Source organism: Streptomyces sp. NPDC058001 (assembly GCF_042886315.1).
In the GTDB taxonomy this organism is placed as follows: domain Bacteria; phylum Actinomycetota; class Actinomycetes; order Streptomycetales; family Streptomycetaceae; genus Streptomyces.
The window spans coordinates 43,951-62,453 of sequence record NZ_JBHVQT010000026.1 but is presented as its reverse complement, the minus strand read 5'-3'; the positions used below and the strand labels follow the sequence as shown (position 1 = coordinate 62,453).

Sequence of the window (18,503 nt, the reverse complement as noted above, 5' to 3'; positions counted from 1 at the left end):
ACGCTCGGCTGGGAAACCCCAGCCGAGCGCCTGCATAAACTGCTCGCCACCACACGTCAGTGATCACGTGTTGCGACGACCCCTGGAATCCGCCCCCCACCAGCGGGGCTTCTTCGTCACGCCGCATGCTCATCCCGAGTGGCACAGGGATGCTCACCTTCAGTGGCAATCAACACGCCTGGAAGCAGAAGGTTCTGTCGCCGCCCTGGTTCCAGGGAGCGATGCCGTAGTTGGCGGTGCAGGAGTCGCCGAAGAAGACGGTCGGTACGGGGTCGGCGGGCGCCGCGTCGGCCATTCCCGCCGGGCCGGCGAGGGCCAGGCAGCTGCCCAGTGCGGCGGCCGTGGCAGCCAGCCGCTGTACCACTGGAGTCTGCGTCGTCTTGCGCATGGCCGAAGACATGGCTGTGCCCTTTCGTTGGGCCCACGAGGAGAGTTGAACGAGTCGGAACGTTCCGCATTCACTCACATTCGGAACGTAATATTCCGGTTGTTGGGTCTCTTCGCGCGGGCCCGGCGGCGTGGCCGTGTGCTGACTGGGCAAAGGCGTCTGACATGCAGTTGGCAATGCCGCACAAAGGTGCGGCTGTCGAAGATGGTTTTGGTGACCGACGTAGTTGCCTCTGCATATTGGCCAAAAGTCTGTCTGAGGGGTGGGCCCGGGTCGGCGGTCCGTGGGTCGGGAGATCCATCGAGCAGGTGTGGGTCACCTCCGAGCAGGCGGTGGCCGCTTTCAGGGAGTGTCATCACCGTGAGATCCAGGAGCCACAGGTGGGCCCGGTTCCCGGATCCCGCGTCGAGCAGTATGCCTTCGGTACAGACCGGTACGACCGGAAATAGGTCGTCACTCAGTCTGTTCGGAAGGGCGTCTACGCGTGCGCGATGCGTGAACGGACGGTCGGGCTCCGGCCGTCACGGCTAGGATTAAAGATCATGCTGGGTGGCACTGACCTGCAAGGACAGCACCATTTAGCGTTAACAAGCGTTCTCGATCATGGATTAGATCTCAGTCGTAGAGCGGGGCAGCGGCGATCGGGTATTCAGCCGAGCTGCTGGCCGTCTTCGGGCCAGTCGGTGGTGCGCCATTGCCGTTGTTCTTCGGAGACGTGGTGTGCGGTGAGCGCGGCGGTCAGGTCGTGATGGACGGGGATGGCCGGGCAGGTGCTGTCGGGCACGAGGGAGCCGTCGGAGGGGATCGCGGCGAGTTCCAGGGAGCGGCCCTGTTCGGCGAGTTGGCGGGCGGCCTGGGCGATGGCGAGCTGGCCGCCGGTGGACCATCCGCGCAGGTCGGTCAGGTCGAGTACGACGGGTCCGTCGCCGCGCGCCATCACCCAGCCGACGGCGCCGGTGAATCGGTCGACCGCGTCCTGGCCGAGGTAGCCGACCACCGACAGGACGCCGAGGTTGTCGTGGGTGGTGTAGCGCCACTGGATGGTCATGCTCGCTGCCTCATTCGTGCCGGGACTTGCGGGACGTGCGGGTGTTCACAGGGGGAGGGTGATCCAGATGCTCTTGCCCTTGCCATCGGCGTCGCCGCGGACCACGGCGGTGCCGTCGAGGCTCAGGGCGAGTTCGACGACGGTCGCCAGGCCCGTATTGCCTGTCTCAGTGACCGGCGTATACAGCGGGGGTTGGTAGGGGTGGCGGTCGTGGACGCCGAACGCGAACGTGTCCTCATCGCCCGCGAAGACCACCGTGACGTTCGGGGAGAGGACTGCCGCGTGCCGGACGCTGTTGGTGACCAGTTCGCTCAGGATCAGCAGCGCCGGGTCGACCGTGGCATGACGGGCGCTGACTCCCCACTCCATCAGGACCAGTTCGGCTGTTTCACGGGCCATCCGGACGGCAGCTCCCATGGCCGGCAAGGTCAGGACGTGCCGGTACGGGAGTGCTTCGAGCTGGGCGGTCACGACGCCTCCGGGTGGGCGAGGCGGAACCCGGCCACGTTCTGGGGTTGGATACGTACGCCTGTGTCGTGCGGCCAGTGGGCCCAGCCGAACAGCGTGCGCCGGTAGTGCGCCGCCTCGTCCGGGTCCGTGCTCACTTCGGCCGGGCCGGTCGCGGTGACCGTCCAGCCGGTGCCGTCCGCCACCTTGATCTCGTCGGCCTGGTAGGTGAGCGTGGTGCGCCCTGAGAGGGCGGCGGCCTGCGCCGGGGAGCGAACTATCAGACGGCCGTAGTGCAGGACATGAACGGCCGGGCGCAGGACCGCGTTCTCCCGCTGGACATACACCAGGCGTCCCTGGGCTGAGCCTTCGAGCAGCCATAGGGCCTCTGTGCCGGAGACCTCCAGCATGCGGCGGGGGGCAGGACGGTTCATCGGACGGTCTCCTGAACCGGACCACTGCCGTGTTGGTCCTGGACGGCGGACAGCATCCCGGCGCCCTCCAGGTAGGTATGGGCTCCGGCGATCGCCTCCGGCGTGGTGGCGTACTCGCGGCCCTCCCGGCGCAGCAGCTTTAATGCGCCGACGGAGTCGAGGGCTTGGCGCTGGCCGGGGCGGATCCCGGACGTCATCACCGCGATGCCGCGCCGGTTCAGCTTCTCCACCGCGTCCTTGAGGACCAGGGCGCCGGTGGCGTCCATCGTCGTGACGCGCGACATCCGAAGGATCACCACCCTCACGTCCGCGACGTCGCTCAGTTCGAGGAGGAAGCGGTGAGCGCCGGCGAAGAACAGCGGACCGTCGAGCCGGTAGGCGACGATGTGCTCGGCCAGCAGCGCGTGTTCCTCCGCGCTGTGCTCACCGGGCAGGTCCGGGATGAAGTCGACCTGGTCCATGCGGGCCTGCTTGGCCACCGCGCGCAGCGCGAGCGCCCCGGCCACCACCAGGCCGATGATCACCGCGTACACGAGGTCGAGGGCGAGCGTGGCGACGGCGGTGAGAACGAGGATCAGCGCGTCCGAGCGGGTGGCCTTCACCATGGCGCGCAGCGAGCCGACCTCGACCATGCGCACCGCGGTCGCGATCAGCACCCCGGCCAGTGCCGCGAGCGGGATCCTGGAGACCAGCGGTGCCGCCGCGAAGACGATCACGGCGAGCACGGCGGCATGCATGAGGGCGGCCAGCCGCGAGGAGGCGCCGGTCCGGACGTTCACGGCGGTGCGCGCTATGGCGCCGGTCGCCGGGACGCCGCCGAACAGCGGTGCGGCGATGTTGGCCAGGCCCTGCCCGAAGAGTTCCTTGTCCGGATTGTGCTTCTGCCCCACCGTCATGCCGTCGGCGACCTGGGCGGACAGCAGTGACTCCAGAGCGGCGAGGGCCGCCACCGCGACGGCCGGGGCGAGCAGTGATCCCGCGGCGGACAGGTCCAGGAAGCTGAGCGAGGGGGCCGGGAGTCCGCCCGGCAGGTCACCGATCGGCTGGGCTGCGTCGAGGTGAAGGAAATGCGCGACGATCGTCGCACCCGTCACCGCGAGGATGGAGAACGGGATGGTGGGCCGCCACCGGGCGCCGATCAGCATGACCAGGGTCACGCCCAGCGCGATCGCGATGGCGGTCCAGTTCGGGGTGTGCGCGAACTCCTCTACAGCCCGCCAGGTGGCCACGAGCACCTTGTCGCCCTCGGGCTTGGCGACCCCCAGGGCGTTCGGCACCTGTTGGAGACCGATGACGCAGGCGATGCCCAGGGTGAAGCCTTCCACCACAGGGGCGGGCATGTACTGCATGTACTTGCCCGCCTTCAGCACGGCGAGGGCGATGAGCATGAGGCCGGCGATCAGCCCGACGGTGAGGACACCGGTCGCACCGTACTGGGCGACGATCGGGACCAGGACGACGGTCATCGCCCCGGTGGGGCCGGACACCTGGAGGTTCGAGCCGCCGAAGACGGCCGCGAGCGCGCCCGCGACGACGGCGGTGGCCAGGCCCGCTTCGGCTCCGAGACCGGAGGAGACGCCGAACCCGAGGGCGAGCGGGAGCGCCACGATTGCCACCGTCAGCCCGGCCAGCAGGTCACGCCGCGGGCTGCGCCCCATCTCGGCGAGGTCGGCGCCCGCAGGCATCAGAGCGCGCATCGGGTTCCGCACCCGGACTTGCAGCAGCCGAGTCAGTGAGGTCTTCACTTCGCGGCGGCCTCGGTTTCCCGCAACTCCGCCAGAAGCTCGTTCTGCCCGGCCAGCATCTCCGTGAGGATCCGCCGCGCGGCCCGCAGCAGCTCCGCGACATCCCCGCCGGCCAACTCGTACACCACAGACGAGCCCTCGCGGGCGGAAGTGACGATCCCGGAGCGGCGCAGCACAGCCAGCTGCTGCGACAGCGCCGAAGGTTCGATCTCTATCGCAGCGAGCAGATCGCGCACGGGCATCGGTCCGTCCTGCAACAGCTCCAGCACCCGGATACGGACCGGATGGCCGAGCATCCGGAAGAACTCGGCCTTGGCCTGATACAGCGGAACCGACACGAACCCACTCCTCCACGCAGCCCTGAGCCCCGGCCGCTCAGGAGCACAGCACACCACAGCATCTATTGAATTGCATAATTTTGCAATTCATGTATCGCGAGGTGACACTCTCCCAGTGCCCGAGAACCTGCCGCCGTGCCCCCACTGCTCCAGCGCCTACACCTACGAGATGGGCGCCCTTTTGATCTGCTTGGAATGCGCCCACGAGTGGTCGCCGGTACCTACTGGATCCGCAGGTGGGCTCGTCCCCGCGGGCGATCCGGATGACATCATCGAAGTGGCGGAGGCTGAGTTTCAGGATCGCTTCGACGCCTGGATACGTCCTCTGATCCCGGACGCCGTGCCCACACGGTCCCCGAGCTGATGGTGGGTCAGGAGAGGTCTTGGGGGACCGCACCCTCCAGCGAGTGGGCGCGTCGCCGGTAGTAGCAAGAGCGGGCGACAGCCTGACGTCTGCGCCGCCATCGTGACCAGCTCACGACGTGAAGGCGAAGCGGTTGGCCTGGCCTTGAGGTGGGGCGATCTGCCAGGGGGCGGCGGACTTCCGCCACGGTGGGCGGATCCAGGCTGCCGGAACCGTCTCTGAAGTCCCTTTGCAGATGGGGCAGCGGCAGCACTTCGGGCACCTTCGGCGTGTTGCGGCATGGCGGCAAGATCTTCGAGGGGATCCGCTTGCGTTCGCCGGTTGCCTGTTCGTCGGGCTGGTGGTGTTGCGGACGGACTATCAGGTGTCGGGTGGCCTTGTCGGTCTCTGCCGCCGATTCGGCTGTGCACTGGTTGGCTTCCCGTCGCCGGCGTGGCGGCCGGTGTGCGGCGTGTGTCTTTCCCGGCCGGGGGTGGGGTCTTGGTCGGTGTCGCGTCTTTTTTTGGTTCTGTTGTCGAAATCCCTGTCGCCCGTTCGAAGTGTGGGTGTCAGGGCCGCGGGTCCTGATGACGCGTTCGGAGGGAGGTGGGTTGGGATGTGCAGGGTCGTCGTTTCGGAGTGTGGCGGTATCACTGTGTGGCGGGCGATCGTGGGCTGTGGCGACGAACCGGTCGGTAGGGTCGGGGAGTTGAGAGAGCGGCGCGGTGCCGGTGTCCCCGTGTGGGGCGGGTGGCCGGCTCGCCGATGGTCCAGCCGTTGCGCGGCTGCTCACCGGTGGTCCGGTCTGGCCGCAGCGGGTCTGCTCGGCGGGTCTGGTCCGTGCGCGGCGTGTCGGGTTCTGCCGGGTGGTCTGGGTGAGGGGGGGTCTTTGGGAAGGGGGGGTTCCGGGCGGGTCGGAGTGACGGGCTGACGGGTTTGGTTGTTGTCGGCTCCGGTGTCGTGGGGCTTTGTGTCGTCCGGTCGTGGGATGACCGGGCTTGAGTGACAGGGCCGGCTGTGAGAGGGCCGGGAGAGATCGGGACTTGAGGAGGAGCAGGATGATGAATGACGACGTGACGGCTTACATCGAGAAGGCCGAGCCGTGGCAGGCGGAGGTGTGCACGAGTCTGCGGGAGATGGTGCACCGCACCGTTCCCGGTGTCGAGGAGGCGATCCAGTACGGTAAGCCCCATTTCCTTCGTGACGGCCGTCATATGGCCGTGATCCATGTCGCGAAGGCGAAGGTCTCGTTCATGGTGTTCGATGCGGCCGGTGTCGAGGCGGTGCCGGGGCAGTTGCGGTCGCTGGGCAACGGTGACCGGAAGGCCGCCGATATCCGTGAGGGCGGTCAGGCCGACTGCGAGTTTCTCGCGGACGTCCTGCGCCGTGTCAGCGGCGTGAACCGGCCGGCGGGGGAGTGACCGCGGCGTGCGCGTCATGGTGATGACGAAAGGGTCCGGCGGTGACGAGGGCAAGGGTCAGCCGTCGCAGGAGATGTTCGAGAAGATGCAGGCGTACAACGAGCTGCTGGTCAATGCCGGTGTTCTGCTCGGTGGGGAAGGGCTGAAGCCCAGCGGTGCCGGGGCGCAGGTGGTGTTCGCGGTGAGTGAGACGTCGGTTGTCGACGGTCCGTTCACGGAGTCGAAGGAGATCATCGCCGGGTACTGGATCTGGGAGGTCAGTTCCCTCGCGGAGGCTGTGGAGTGGGCCAAGCGGTGCCCTTTCGACCCCCGCTACGGTGCGACGCAGACGCTGGAGATCCGGCCGTTCTTCGACATGGAAGACTTCGCTGAGACCGTCGACTCGCAGACGCTCGCGAAGAGTCAGGAGCTCCAGGCGCGGGCCGGCGAGGGCTGATCATGGACATCCGCCAGTCGATCGAGGCGCTGTGGCGGATCGAGTCGCCACGACTCATCGCCGCGCTCGCCCGGCGGATCGGGGATGTCGCCGTTGCGGAGGATCTCGTGTCCGAGGCGTTCGTGGCCGCGCTCGAACGGTGGCCGCTGGACGGCGTTCCGCCGCAGCCGGGCGCGTGGCTCATGTCCACCGCCCGGCACAAGGCGACCGACCGGGCGCGACGGGAGGAGACCGGCCGCCGTAAGGCGGCGCTGATCGCGGCCAGTTCGGACGACCGGGCTCCGGACGCCGCGGATCAGGCGCTCGATGCCGTTCCCGACGACTTGCTGACCCTGATCTTCACTGCCTGTCACCCGGTGCTCCCGCCGGAGTCCCGGGTCGCGCTCACGCTGCGTCTGGTGGGCGGTCTCACGACCGCCGAGATCGCCCGTGCTTTCTTCGTTCCGGATGCCACGCTCGGCCAGCGCGTGTCCCGGGCGAAGCGGACGCTGTCGGAAGCGCGCGTTCCCTTTGAGTCTCCGTCGGCGGACGAGTTGCCGGCGCGGCTCGGCGCGGTCCTGGGCGTCGTGTATCTGGTGTTCAACGAGGGCTACTCGGCCACGACGGGGGACATCTGGGTACGACGGGACTTGGCGCGGGAGGCGATGCGTCTGGGGCGGATTCTGGCCGGGCTGCTGCCGCGCGAACCCGAGGTCTTCGGTCTGGTGGCGCTCATGGAGCTGCAGGCATCGCGGTTCCCCACCCGATCCGGTGCCGACGGGGCGCCGGTGCTGCTCGAACATCAGGACCGTTCGCGCTGGGACCGTACGCTCATCACTCACGGTCTGGCCATGCTGGAGCGGGCCACGGGGCTTGGCCGTCTGCTCGGGCCGTACACGCTCCAGGCCGCGATCGCCGCCTATCACGCCCGGGCGGCCGCGTTCGCCGACACGGACTGGGCCGGCATCGTCGCGCTCTACGACGCCCTCGCCCAGCTGACGCCGTCGCCCGTCGTCGAGCTGAACCGGGCGGTGGCACTGCTCTACGGTGACGGGCCGGAGGCCGCGCTTTCGGCGACGGACGCCCTGCGGGACGATCGGAGGCTGGCCCGCTACCACCTGCTCGGCGCGGTGCGGGGTGACATCCTGCTGCGCCTGGGACGGAACGCGGAAGCGGCCGCCGAACTGGAGCGGGCCGCGGAACTCGCGCCCACCCCGCACGAGCGCCGTCTTCTCCTGGAACGGATGGCGCAGGCGCTCACCGGAGGGCGCTGCTGAGAACCTCGCGCCCCCCGAAGAGGGGGGATCCACCGCTTCCCGGACCAGTCCGGCGTCAGCCAGGCGCGCACCGTTCCGACATCACGGCAGTTCACGTCACCGGCCGGGATCTGGCGCATCGGCCCCCCGGAGTCATCGCGGAACGGCATCCGCCGACACCGACACCGACACAGCCGATGAGCCCTTTGCAGCCTCGGCGTGCCGTGGTCGGGGGAGGGGTGAGGACTGGGGCGTCCCCCGGGGTGTGGACACGGGGGTTCATGCTGCGAGTGTGGGTTTACGTTCTCGCTGGTGCCGTTGTTCGAACTCGACTGGCGAGAGGTAGTCGAGGGCACTGTGGCGCCGTCGGGAGTTGTAGTAGGTCAGCCACTGGAAGATCTCCAGCCTCGCCTGACGCATCGTCGAGAACAGCCTCCGGCGCATCGTCTCCCTATTGAGTCCCTGCCAGAACGACTCGGCGAGGGCGTTGTCATAGCTCGACCCGACCCGACCCGACCCATGCTCCTGCGGATCCCGAAACCGTCGCAGACCTGCGCGAACGCGGCCGACGTGTACTGCTTGGACTCAATCGGTCGTCGCAACGCCAGCTACCGGCAGCGGAGTACGCCGTCTGCCCGCGGTGCGATTCCAGGACTGTGATCATCAACTATCCCGAGGAGTTCGAGGCGGACGAGGAGGTCTGGCCGCCGTTCAAGGACGGCATCGCCGCCTGGAAGGAAACGGGCGAGGGGAGTGCCCCCTGCTCCACCTGCGGTGCCTCGGTCCCGGTCACCGAGTGGCAGTGGGAGTCCGGTTTCGCGGTGGGTGCCCTCGCCTTCGACTTCTGGGGCTGGCCGCCGCTCTCCGACGGGTTCTGTTCGACGTTCAGAGAGCAGTTGGGGCATCGCACTGCGCGGCACATGGGCAACTTCTGAAGGGAACCGGAACCCTCGCACTGGACCAGGACCAGCAGGGCGAGCGTGGACGTGCGGTTTCCCCGCTTCGGTTCGAGCACGCCCCAGGGCAGGACTGTGCGGCCGAGTGGCCGTGGATCCGGATACACGGCGATCGTTTTCACGACGGTGGGTTCCCGCGGCCGTGGGAGCTGGCTGGTCGGTGGGTTCACTCCTGGTGGCCGTGGTGGTCTTGGCAGCCGTTGGCATAGGGGGTGAAGTGTGCGGGGGTGTGGTCGATGGGTAGGGCGGGCTGCCAGGCGGTCAGGATCTGCGCACTGCACTCGAACAGGTCGTCGGGAAGTTGGTCGAGGGGATACCAGGACCAGTCAGCGATGCTTTCGTGCGGTTGCGTGGTCGGCCGTCCCTGCCAGGCGTGAACGAGCGCGCCCACTGTGACTCGCAGGATGCCCTCGACGTGGTCGACGAGGGTTCCCAGGAGCCTGACGTCAGTGGGGCGGGTGATCAGCCGGTCTCCTCGCCGAGTTCGCGGACTACTGCGGCTTCGAAGGACTCCCCGGCCTCGACGGTTCCGCCGGGCAGTTCGAGGGTGCCGCGACGATGGCGGCCCAGAAGCAGTCCCTGCTCGCAGTGGAGGATCGCGCCGACCCCCACGGCCGCGTGCGGCAGCGGTGGCCTTGCGCTGCGGGGGCGGCTGGAGACCCGCCCCGGTTGGTCGGGTGGTAGGCGACGGACGGGGTGGAAGTGGTGCTGGCGCCGGGAGTCGGGTTCCCCGTTGTGGGCTTTCGACGGTGTGCGCTGCGCTGCGACGTGTGGTGCGGCCTCGTTCTGGCGTGGCCCATGAAGGACGAGGAAGACCAACCCGTCGACATCGTGTCGCTCGGCAGCGGTCCATCGGTTCTGCAGGTGGTCGAGTTCGGCCCCTTCCAGGGCGGTCCCGCGCCGTTCGGGTGGTGTGTTGGCGGCGAGCGGTGTGATGAGCACGAGGGCGCCGCCCGCCCGCAGTCGGCGGCCCAGGGCATCCAGGGTGCGGTCGCGGGAGCTGAGGAACGGGGCGACGAACCGCAGGGTGATGAGGTCATAGCCGTCGCCGTTCAGCGATGCCGCGTCGTCTTCCTCGATGTCGAGTCGAAGCCAGCGGGCGGTGTCGCCGTGGCGGGTGCGGGCTTCGGTGAGGGCGGTCTCGGACCAGTCGGCGGCGTCCACGGTGCATCCGGCCGAGGCCAGGTGCGCGGCGAGTTCGCCGGTCCCGCACCCTACGTCAAGCGCCCGTCCCTCGGCGGCGGGCAGCACGTCGGCGAGCAGCGAGCGTTCGGGGTCGGTGAGCGGCCGGTAACGGCGCCCTTCGGCGTAGCCGCGGTCCCATGCGTCCTGCGTGGTGAACATGTGTGGAGACGCCCTTCTCGGTAGCTGTACGGGGGGACGGGAGCGCAGGGGTAGGCCGCTGGTAGCCGCCTGGGCTGGTTGGTGGTGTGTGGCCCCGTCAGGGCCAGCCCATGGGGGTGTAGAGCGTGCCGCGGGAGATGGCTTCCAATGCGACGCGCGTGTAGACCACGGTGGGTTCGGGCAAGGCGTCCAGTGGCCACCAACGCCATTCGGTGCAGCACTCTGGTTCGCATACGAGGGGCTCTCCTTCCCAGTGGGAGGGAGCGAAGAAGAACTGGATGCGCGGGATCGTGCTCCCAGGGTCGAGCAGGTCGAGGACGTGGACGAGCGTCAAGTCGCTCTTGGGGATGCGGAGTCCGGTCTCTTCCTCTGCTTCGCGGACCATGCAGGTGACGGCGGATTCCATGTCTTCGCGGTGGCCGGCGGGCAGGTGCCAGGTCGACGGGGCGAAGGTGCTGCTCGGGTGGCGTTTGCCCAGGAGGACGGCCCCGTTCTGGATGAGGACGAGGTGGGCGCCGATGATACTGCGGCTGCGGTGATCGCCCGGTTCGCGGACCTGCACGGTGGCGAGGCTGTCGGCACTGCCGCGGTCAGGATGCGGGGCGTCCTGATGTGCTTGGAGGATCGCGGCGGCGCCGGGGTCCATGGTCATTTCTGCTGTTTCCTCAATGCGGGTCCAGCGCAGCTGGATGCCCTCGCGGAGTTCGATCTCGTGGGCGGGGGTGTTGAGCGTGCCGTGGTAGACGCGTACGCGGTCCTTGAAGGACCCGTCCGCGTGCAGCGTGTCCAGCGTGGCGAAGGCCGTCAGGTCCGGGATGGCGAGTCCGATCTCCTCGTCGAGTTCGCGGATGATGGCCTTGTCGCAGGTCTCGCCTTTCTCGGTGTTGCCGCCGAGCAGGGCCCACTGGCCTGGGCGCCAGATCGGTTTGTTGGCCGAGCGGAGGTGGAGCAGGTAGCGGCCTTCGTCGTCGGTGAGCAGGGCCGCCGTGCCGGGAATGACCGGCCAGTCGGTCGCGACGCGGGTGTGCTTCTTGATGAAGAGGTGCGGATCGTGGGTCGCGGGCGTGGGACCACCGTCGGCCTGTGGGTGGATGGTGATCTGCGGGCAGAGGGCGGGTGCGAGCTGGTCGACGGCTCGTGGGGTGCCGTCCTCCCAGGTGAGGTGGACGCCGGTGCCCGCAACAGTCCGGCGGGCGGAGGTCCAGGCGCCGGCGCCCTGCATGGCGACGAAGCCGCAGACGATGAGCCGCTCGTTGCTGTGGAGGGCGCCGTCGCGCTTGGTAAAGCCGATGGCCCAGGTGTATTGGTGCAGGCGCAGCGGTGCGACGAGGCGTCCGCCGTCGGCGAGAGCGCCGATCCAGGGCAGATCCCAGGTGTCGACGGTGACCAGGATGGCGTCGAAGCCTCCGTCCGGTACGGCGTCAGCGGGCAGGCGTTCGGCGTCGGCGGTGACCACGCGCACGCGGTCGTATCCGGTCTGGGCCAGGTGGCGGGTGGTGCGGTCGGTGACGGCCGGGGCGATGTCGAGGGTGGTGACGCTGCCGGTCGGACCGACGAGTTCGGCGATGAGGGCGGCGTTGTAGCCGCCGGAGCCGATCTCCAGGACGCGGTGGCCGGGTTGGATACGGGCTGCTTCGAGCATGTCGGCCTGCAGCCAGGGGGCGGAGATGGAGCTGGTGATGCGGCGGTCGCCGGTGTGGCGGGTGGCGACGATGTCGTTCGCGTACGCCTTCTGGACTGGTGCTTCGGGGGCGAACGCATGCCGGGGCACGGTGCGGAAGGCGTGCTCGATCGCGGGGGTGCGGATGTGGCCGGCCGCGGTGAGCTGGTCGGCCAGATGGTGGCGCAGAGTGTTCGTCTCATCGGTGCCGGTGGCGGGATGTGCCGTCACGTCGGGTCTTTCGGTCGGTCGGGTCATGCGGGATCCGTGACGGTGCCGGTGGCGGGATGGGGGATGCCGGGGTTGGGGGCGTACTGGGCGGCCTGCGCGGCGAACATGGCGGCGTACCGCCCCTGTGCGGCGATGAGTTCGTCGTGTGTGCCGTGTTCGGCGAGGTGCCCGTCGTTGAGGACGTAGATGCGGTCGGCGTGGCGGATGCCGGACATGCGGTGGGTGACCAGGACGACGGCCCGGTTCGGAGCGGCGAGCCGGCGGATGCGGTCGAATGCCTCGATCTCGGCTTCGGGATCGAGAGCGGAGGTGGGCTCGTCGACGATCAGGACGCTGTCCGTCCGCGATGTCGAGCTGCGCCAGTGGGTGCGCGCGAGACCGATCTTCTGCCATTCCCCTCCGGAGAGTTCGATGGCTCCGCGGAACACGCGGGCGAGCAGGCTGTGCAGGCCGTTGGGGAGTTTGGCCACGACCGGCCCTGCAGCGGCGTAGTCGACGGAGGGTTTGAGGTTCTGGGATGTGGCGGCGTGGGCGGGGCGGCCGAGGCGGATGTTCATCGCGGCGGTGACTGGCCAGCGCTGGAAGTCCTGGGTGAGCAGGGAGACCCGTTCGAAGACCTGTGAGCGGTTGAGGCCGGTGATGTCCGCGTTGCCCCAGCGCAGGGTGCCGGCCTGGGGGAGCAGCAGGCCCGACAGGAGTTTCATGAGGGTGCTCTTGCCGGAGCCGTTCTCACCGACCACGGCGGTGACCGATCCCATCGGCAGCGTCAGTGACACCTGGTCCAGGGCAGGGGCGTCACGGTCGGGGTACTGGTAGGTGACGTGGTCGAGGGCGATTTCCTTGATCTGTGCGGGTACCGGGTCGCCGCCCTGGGGGATGGTGCGCTGTGCTGCCTGGGTGAGGAACCGGCCGTGGTCGCGGACGTAGAGGGACTCCTCGTGCAGCTGGTTGACGTTCATCACCAGCATGCCCAGGCTGGCCGACCCGGTCCGTACCGCGATCACGGCGGTGCCGGCGATGGCGAGACTCATGTGTCCGCCTGTGATCAGCCCGAACATCGCCCCGTACGTCGCTGCCATGGCCAGGCCGGACAGTGCGGAGGCGACCCATTCGGTCAGTGCCTTGCTGGAGGCGAGGCGTTCCTGTTCGGCTTCGGCGCTCTCGGCCATCCGTTGGTAGCGGCTGAGGAGGAAGGTGCCGACGGCGTGGAGGCGGACCTCTTGGGCGGCGGTGCGCTCGGTGAGCAGGTTGCCGATGAGGCTGCTGGCCCGCGCGTGCTCGATCCAGCTCATCACCGACACGTACCGTTCCTGGGCTACGCGCATGGCGCCCCAGCCGCGAGGCGCGGCGATGAGGACGAGCATGGGCAGCAGGACGGGGTGGAGCACGGCGAGCACGCCGGCGGTGGTGATCAGGGAGATGAAGCCGTTCAATGCGGCGACGCAGGCGCCGATCATGCGCCGGGCGGAGGCGGGGCCGTGCTGGGCGATGTCCACGAGCCGGCGGAAGTCGGGGTCGTCGATGGCTTCCAGCTCGACGCCCGCGGCAGCGGCCAGGTACTGCGTGGTGGCGATCCGCTCGACCATCGGCTCCAGGCGCCCGGCCCGGTACGTGGACCACGCGGACAGGGCGGAGTTGACGACACCGACGGCCGCGGCGGCCAGCAACCCGGGCAGCAGAGCATGGATCCGCTGGGCGGCATCGCCACTTCCGGCGAGCAGGGCGTGCATGACGGCGTTGATGGCCAGCAGCCCCACGGCCGCGGCGATGCCCTGGCCGATCTCGCTGATCGCCACGGTGAGCAGCGCCCGCCGATCGGCGCTCCACGCCAGACGCAGCGTGGTGCCGACGAGCGCGGGCATGGAACGCAGCGCGGACATCATGGTCAGGTCCAGGCCCGCGTGTTCGTGACGGGACCAGCCCATGTCGTAGCGCAGCGGCCCGCCGAACAGCTCCTCCTCGGCGTCGGAGACCTTGGGTTCGGCCATCCGTACCGGTCCGAAGAACCTCTTCACCGGCAGCCTCCCGCGATGGGCGAGTTCAGCTCCTGGTACGAGGGGCGGGTGGAGTCCGTCATGCCGGGCACCTCGTATCCGGTCGTGTCCCGTCGGTCAGGAGGGCGGTGTGGCGGGCGGTGGTGTCCGAGGAGCCGGCGGTGTTTTCGAACGCAGGATGAACGAGTGCGGGGCGGCGTGCGGGATGCATGGAGGCTCCTCGGTGTGGGATACGGACAGGTGATCGGGTAACGGAGGTTCTCCTGTCGCCGTCACGGGTGCGCGGGGGCGAAATCTAGAACTCGGTTTCGAATAGCGGGCGCTGTCCTTGTGCGGCCGGGTGCGGCTTGGGGTGATGCTGCGTTCGATCACTCATGTGGGTTGCGGTACCTCTCGCGGGGGATTGGCGGGCGCTGCCTTGTCGTCCCGCAGCAGATGGCGCAGTTCGGTCTCGGCGAGGGTGACGGAGTCGGACAGCGACCGCCGGTGGCCGGCGGGCAGGATGCCGCCCCCCAGTCCCGCTTCCGTGATCGCCGCGTTGAGGGCGTAGTGCCGGTCGGAGCTTAGGGTGATGCGCGTGGTCGGGTGGTGCAGGACCTCACGTGCGGCGTGGGCGTCGAGCAGGGCAGGCTGAGGCCACGTCGGCGACGGCTTCGAGCGGGAGTGCCCGCGTACGGGTCGACGACGGGGTTGAGTTCCGGGGTGGTCAGGTCGGCCCGGGTCTGGAATACGGCGGTTCCGATGTCGGGCGGGTCAGCAGCGTGGTGGCCTCGCTCAGGGTGCGGTCGAGGTCAGGCTGTGGGACGGGCCTGTGCGGGGGTTGGCAGTGCGTCCACAAGCACGGTGCCCCACAGCTCCCGGCGCACCCGGCGTTGATCGTCGTCGGCGACGGTCAGGGCGGACAGATCGACGGTGCGGCCGTCGATCTCGATCCTCTCCCGCTGCCGGGCGGCGTGGTTGAGGCGGATCAGCGCATCGTGGGCGGCCTCGCCCTGGCCGTCACGGGTCAGCAGCCGGGAGAGGTTGACCAGCGGCATCAACGGCATGACGGCGATCGGTCCGGTCAGACCTCCGGCATCGGCGAAGACCTGGTGCTGGCGCCAGCACAGGTCGGCCAGACGGCCGCCGGGGTCGCGGCGCCGGGAAAGCCATTCCGCCCGGTTCTCCGCCGCTGTGCCCAGCCGGAGGTGCGTCGGATGCTGGCAGGAGTGGTTGCCTGTTTGGGCTCACCACCGTGCCGGGTCCGCTACGCAGTTGCACTGGACACTGCGTGCCCGATGCTGCTGCGCATGTGTGCGATGGCCGGGTTGCCGATGAATGGTTCTGCCTCGTCGTGCAGTTCGGCGAGGCGGTCAGCCACCCGTTTGGAGCTGATCGATCCGAAGAGAGTAAGCGCCGTGTCGGTCTCTTCTCGGGCTCCGTCGATCTCTCCTACGGTCAGGTGAGTTCGGGCGAAGCCGAGGTGGTCGAAGGCTTTGGAGCGTACGCGGTGTTCGGGCCGGAGGCTGAGTGCGTGGCCCAGGAGACTCAGCGACTTTTCGGCCCGGCGGGCGCGGTGTGAGCCGTGGCTCTTCTTCGCGGCGATCTGGTGGGCGACTCCGATGGTGGCGGACAGTTCGGCTGCGTCGAAGAAGGCCATGTGGGCAGGCTCGTCGGCGGGGTCGATCCGATCAAAGATCTCTTCTGCTTGTCCGGCCGCGCGTTCGCTGTCGTCCAGGTTTCCGAGGATGGCGTGGAACCGTGCTTCGAGGGAGGCGAGCATGGAACTGGTCGCTGGGGAGATCTGTCGGCGTGCCCAGTACTGGGCGAGGGCGACCAGATCGAGAGCGTCTTCGTAGTGGTCGAGGTGGGACATCTGTCGGGCCATGCACTGGAGGATGTGCGCGCCCACCGCCCGGTCGCCGCCTTCGGCCGCTGCGTGGAGTGCGGTGATGAAGAGGCGCTGTGCGCTCTTGTGCAGGCCCGCGTCGAAGCTCATCCAGCCGGCCACGCTGCCGAGGTCGGCGACGGCGGAGAAGAGGGCACGGCTGGTGGATTCGGTGTAGGAGCAGGAATCGAGCATGGCGGTCGCGTCGGACATCTGAGCGATGACGGCGCGGCGGGAGAGGGCCCCGCCGTGACGGTTGTCGGCGTCGCGGAACATCGTGGTGATGGCCCGGATGTCCTCGACCTGCCTCTTGCCCACGCGCCCGGAAGGGGCGTGCTCGGCCGGGCGCTCGGCCAGCGGCGAGGGTTTTGATGTGACCCACTCCTGGAGCGGGTTGAGGAGCTGTTCGGAGCGGTGAACGTGCGCGGCCTCCGCGCTGTGTCGGGTGTGCGGCAACATGATTTCACTCCGGGTGAGATGCGCGATGGCGTCGATGGTGCTCCCTGATTGCCAGGGCAGATCGGGGCTGTCCACGGACGCGCCACGCCGGGGCGGGGAACCCGAGGTCGGCGCAGGTCAGGGGCAGGCCCAGACGACCGCCGATGGTGTCGGTGACCAAGGTCGGTACAGGGGCCCGAGGGGTTTCGCCGGCCAGCCATCGCCTGACGCGGCTCTCGTCCGGGTTGACGTTCCTCTCACCGCTCGCGACAGCACGGGCGGTGACTGCACGGGCAAGCTCCACGTTCGACAGACCCGGCATTGACCGCGACCGTGACGCCGTCATCGCCGGCCTCACCCTGCCCTGGAACTCTGGTGTCGTCGAAGGCCACGTCAACAGAATCAAGATGCTCAAGCGCCAAATATTCGGCCACGCCAGCTTCGACCTCCTGCGCAAGCGAGTCCTGCTTGCGTGACGACCTACACCGGCTGCTCGTACACATTGATCTCGGAGGGCCCACGGGCAAGCAACAGTTCAAGGTGCCCCTCCATGGCGGCGAGCCACTCGTCGAGGTCCGCATCGGCGTCGTGAAAGAACCAGGAGTCGAAGCCTCCCAGGGCGTCCAGGGCGGGTTCGCACTCGTAGCGGAGTTCGCAGTGAACCTGTACGTAGTGGTCGTGCTCACCGTCGTCGTCACTGATGTCGAACTGTCGCGTGAGGTCCACAGTGAACATCGGTCGCCCGCTGAAGGCGTACGTGCCGTACTGGAAGAGTAAGCCGTCTGAGTCGCGTGTGGGCGCGGTGGCAAAGCGCTGCCGCCCGAATCGCATGAAGGCCAGCCATGCAGCCCGAGTGGTCAACTCGGTCTTCGTCGATCGCCCGACCTCCAGCTCGGCACGCAGCAGATCGAGGGCCTCCTCCATCCGCGGTCTGTCGTGCACGCCAGCTCTCCTCGCTTCGTGAATCAGCACCTTAACCTCGTAGGGCCGGATTAGATCCAGCCCTGACCAACGAGGCAGCCGCCTCCCGGCTCGCAACGCTCAGTCACTGCTGCACGGAACCTGACCAGAACCCGGGAAAATGACGGCACTTCGGGAGATTGGGTGGGATCCCTGTCGGGACTCCTGGGCTCGATCAGCCGGAGGGCTTGACCGCTTGAGTCTCCAGTAGGGGGAGACAGCAAAGTGGAGGACATGAACGGCGACGCGCTCTACGCGATTGGTGATCTTGCCCGGCGGACCGGGCTGACGGTGAAGACCATTCGCTTCTACTCCGACGCGGGAATCGTGCCGCCGACTGACCGGAGCCCGGCCGGCTACCGGCTCTACGACATCGGCGCCGTCACACGTCTCGATCTCGTGCGTACCCTGCGCGACCTCGGGCTGGATCTTTCCGCCATCAGGAAGGTCCTCGACCGGGAAGTCTCCGTCCCCGAGGTGGCTTCGGCGCACGCCGACGCCCTGGACGTGCAGATTCGTACTCTCGGTCTGCGGCGATCCGTACTGAGAGCGGTAGCCAAGCGTGGCCCTACACCCGAGGAATTGGATCTCATGCACAGACTCGCCAAGCTCTCTGACAGCGAACGGCAGCGGCTGGTGAACGACTTCATCGATGACACCTTCGGCGGTCTCGACGCCAGCCCGGAGTTCGTGGCCATGATGCGTTCGGCCATGCCCCAGCTCCCCGACGACCCGGCTCCCGAACAGGTCGAGGCATGGGTCGAACTCGGAGAACTCTGCCAGGACACGGACTTCCGGGCCGCCGTCCGAAGGATGGCCGAACACCAGGCAGCGGAGCGGGCGCAGGGCGACACGACCGGCCTGCATCATGATCTGACCAGAGCGGTGTGTGAGCAGGTCGACGAAGCTCTCGAAGCAGGAATCCAGCCGACGTCCGACCTGGCGGCGCCCATCGTCGACTCTCTCGCTGGTCTCTATGCGGAGACTTTCGGACGCACCGACGACGCCGACCTGCGGCAGTGGCTTGTCACCCGATTGGAGACCGGCGCGGACCCCAGGGCGGAGCGCTACTGGCAGCTTCTGTCGACCATCAACGGATGGCCGGTACCGCCTACTCTCGCGCCGGTCTTCAGTTGGTTCATCACCGTGCTGCGCTCGCAGCTGAGCCGATAGAACGCCGCCCAGCCCCGGGTCACTTCTGCCGCAAGGATGGCGGAC

The 18,503-nt window shown here is 68.4% G+C and carries 20 protein-coding genes and 1 pseudogene; 7 read left to right on the top strand and 14 right to left on the bottom strand.

Annotated features, from left to right (window positions below; genetic code table 11):
- Window positions 1-169: 169 nt before the first annotated feature.
- From ACFVT5_RS42140 to ACFVT5_RS42115, 6 genes are all read right to left on the bottom strand, one after another.
- Window positions 170-400: a hypothetical protein gene (locus tag ACFVT5_RS42140; RefSeq protein WP_389899471.1), complete on the bottom strand. Its 231-nt coding sequence runs from the start codon at window positions 398-400 to the stop codon at window positions 170-172.
- Window positions 401-1,037: 637 nt separating this feature from the next.
- A complete protein-coding gene (locus ACFVT5_RS42135) occupies window positions 1,038-1,436 on the bottom strand; it encodes an STAS domain-containing protein (protein WP_389899470.1) in 399 nt (132 codons plus the stop codon).
- A gap of 45 nt (window positions 1,437-1,481) precedes the next feature.
- Complete coding sequence (locus ACFVT5_RS42130) at window positions 1,482-1,907, bottom strand: ATP-binding protein (RefSeq protein ID WP_389899468.1); 426 nt, start codon at window positions 1,905-1,907, stop codon at window positions 1,482-1,484.
- Window positions 1,904-2,317, bottom strand: a complete 414-nt coding sequence (locus ACFVT5_RS42125) for a pyridoxamine 5'-phosphate oxidase family protein (protein WP_389899467.1) — start codon at window positions 2,315-2,317, stop codon at window positions 1,904-1,906. Before ACFVT5_RS42125 ends, ACFVT5_RS42130 begins: the two co-directional genes overlap by 4 nt.
- Window positions 2,314-4,014, bottom strand: a complete 1,701-nt coding sequence (locus ACFVT5_RS42120; protein WP_389899465.1) for a SulP family inorganic anion transporter — start codon at window positions 4,012-4,014, stop codon at window positions 2,314-2,316. The genes ACFVT5_RS42125 and ACFVT5_RS42120 overlap by 4 nt, the downstream gene beginning before the upstream one ends.
- Window positions 4,015-4,058: 44 nt before the next feature.
- Window positions 4,059-4,400, bottom strand: coding sequence for an ArsR/SmtB family transcription factor (locus ACFVT5_RS42115; protein ID WP_389899464.1), 342 nt, complete (start codon window positions 4,398-4,400; stop codon window positions 4,059-4,061).
- A 115-nt stretch (window positions 4,401-4,515) separates the two neighbouring features.
- On the opposite strand from ACFVT5_RS42115, the gene ACFVT5_RS42110 reads away from it, so the two are divergent.
- The 4 genes from ACFVT5_RS42110 (at window position 4,516) to ACFVT5_RS42095 (ending at window position 7,856) form a co-directional block, all read left to right on the top strand.
- On the top strand, window positions 4,516-4,764 hold the full coding sequence (locus ACFVT5_RS42110) for a hypothetical protein (protein WP_389899462.1): 249 nt from the start codon (window positions 4,516-4,518) through the stop codon (window positions 4,762-4,764).
- Window positions 4,765-5,801: 1,037 nt separating this feature from the next.
- Window positions 5,802-6,164 carry a DUF1801 domain-containing protein gene (locus ACFVT5_RS42105; protein WP_389899460.1) on the top strand — a complete coding sequence of 121 codons (363 nt, stop codon included), beginning with the start codon at window positions 5,802-5,804 and terminating at the stop codon, window positions 6,162-6,164.
- A 16-nt stretch (window positions 6,165-6,180) separates the two neighbouring features.
- A complete protein-coding gene (locus ACFVT5_RS42100) occupies window positions 6,181-6,600 on the top strand; it encodes a YciI family protein (RefSeq protein WP_389899477.1) in 420 nt (139 codons plus the stop codon).
- A gap of 2 nt (window positions 6,601-6,602) precedes the next feature.
- Window positions 6,603-7,856 carry an RNA polymerase sigma factor gene (locus tag ACFVT5_RS42095; protein WP_389899458.1) on the top strand — a complete coding sequence of 418 codons (1,254 nt, stop codon included), beginning with the start codon at window positions 6,603-6,605 and terminating at the stop codon, window positions 7,854-7,856.
- A gap of 258 nt (window positions 7,857-8,114) precedes the next feature.
- Here the strand turns inward: ACFVT5_RS42095 and ACFVT5_RS42090 are convergent.
- Window positions 8,115-8,413: pseudogene (locus ACFVT5_RS42090) on the bottom strand (integrase core domain-containing protein); the annotation flags it as partial.
- A gap of 78 nt (window positions 8,414-8,491) precedes the next feature.
- Between ACFVT5_RS42090 and ACFVT5_RS42085 the strand changes: the two are divergent.
- Window positions 8,492-8,770, top strand: a complete 279-nt coding sequence (locus ACFVT5_RS42085) for a hypothetical protein (RefSeq protein ID WP_389899457.1) — start codon at window positions 8,492-8,494, stop codon at window positions 8,768-8,770.
- 187 nt (window positions 8,771-8,957) lie between these two features.
- Here the strand turns inward: ACFVT5_RS42085 and ACFVT5_RS42080 are convergent, their stop codons facing one another.
- The 6 genes from ACFVT5_RS42080 to ACFVT5_RS42055 form a co-directional block, all read right to left on the bottom strand.
- Window positions 8,958-9,182 (bottom strand): hypothetical protein, encoded by a 225-nt coding sequence (locus ACFVT5_RS42080; RefSeq protein ID WP_389899456.1) that lies wholly within the window; start codon window positions 9,180-9,182, stop codon window positions 8,958-8,960.
- A gap of 71 nt (window positions 9,183-9,253) precedes the next feature.
- Window positions 9,254-10,135 carry a methyltransferase gene (locus ACFVT5_RS42075; protein ID WP_389899455.1) on the bottom strand — a complete coding sequence of 294 codons (882 nt, stop codon included), beginning with the start codon at window positions 10,133-10,135 and terminating at the stop codon, window positions 9,254-9,256.
- A 97-nt stretch (window positions 10,136-10,232) separates the two neighbouring features.
- Window positions 10,233-12,053, bottom strand: a complete 1,821-nt coding sequence (locus ACFVT5_RS42070; RefSeq protein WP_389899454.1) for an NUDIX domain-containing protein — start codon at window positions 12,051-12,053, stop codon at window positions 10,233-10,235.
- Window positions 12,050-14,041, bottom strand: coding sequence for an ATP-binding cassette domain-containing protein (locus ACFVT5_RS42065; RefSeq protein ID WP_389899452.1), 1,992 nt, complete (start codon window positions 14,039-14,041; stop codon window positions 12,050-12,052). Before ACFVT5_RS42065 ends, ACFVT5_RS42070 begins: the two co-directional genes overlap by 4 nt.
- 770 nt (window positions 14,042-14,811) lie before the next feature.
- Complete coding sequence (locus ACFVT5_RS42060) at window positions 14,812-15,066, bottom strand: hypothetical protein (protein WP_389899451.1); 255 nt, start codon at window positions 15,064-15,066, stop codon at window positions 14,812-14,814.
- Window positions 15,067-15,266: 200 nt separating this feature from the next.
- The gene (locus tag ACFVT5_RS42055) at window positions 15,267-16,421 is read right to left on the bottom strand and encodes a transcriptional regulator (protein WP_389899450.1); all 1,155 of its coding nucleotides are present in this window, start codon (window positions 16,419-16,421) and stop codon (window positions 15,267-15,269) included.
- Between the two features lie 68 nt (window positions 16,422-16,489).
- On the opposite strand from ACFVT5_RS42055, the gene ACFVT5_RS42050 reads away from it, so the two are divergent.
- Window positions 16,490-16,801, top strand: a complete 312-nt coding sequence (locus ACFVT5_RS42050) for a hypothetical protein (protein WP_389899478.1) — start codon at window positions 16,490-16,492, stop codon at window positions 16,799-16,801.
- A gap of 4 nt (window positions 16,802-16,805) precedes the next feature.
- On the opposite strand, the gene ACFVT5_RS42045 is transcribed toward ACFVT5_RS42050, so the two are convergent.
- The gene (locus ACFVT5_RS42045) at window positions 16,806-17,267 is read right to left on the bottom strand and encodes a hypothetical protein (RefSeq protein WP_389899449.1); all 462 of its coding nucleotides are present in this window, start codon (window positions 17,265-17,267) and stop codon (window positions 16,806-16,808) included.
- 252 nt (window positions 17,268-17,519) lie between these two features.
- Between ACFVT5_RS42045 and ACFVT5_RS42040 the strand changes: the two genes are divergently transcribed.
- Complete coding sequence (locus ACFVT5_RS42040; protein WP_389899475.1) at window positions 17,520-18,458, top strand: MerR family transcriptional regulator; 939 nt, start codon at window positions 17,520-17,522, stop codon at window positions 18,456-18,458.
- The last annotated feature ends 45 nt before the right edge of the window (window positions 18,459-18,503 follow it).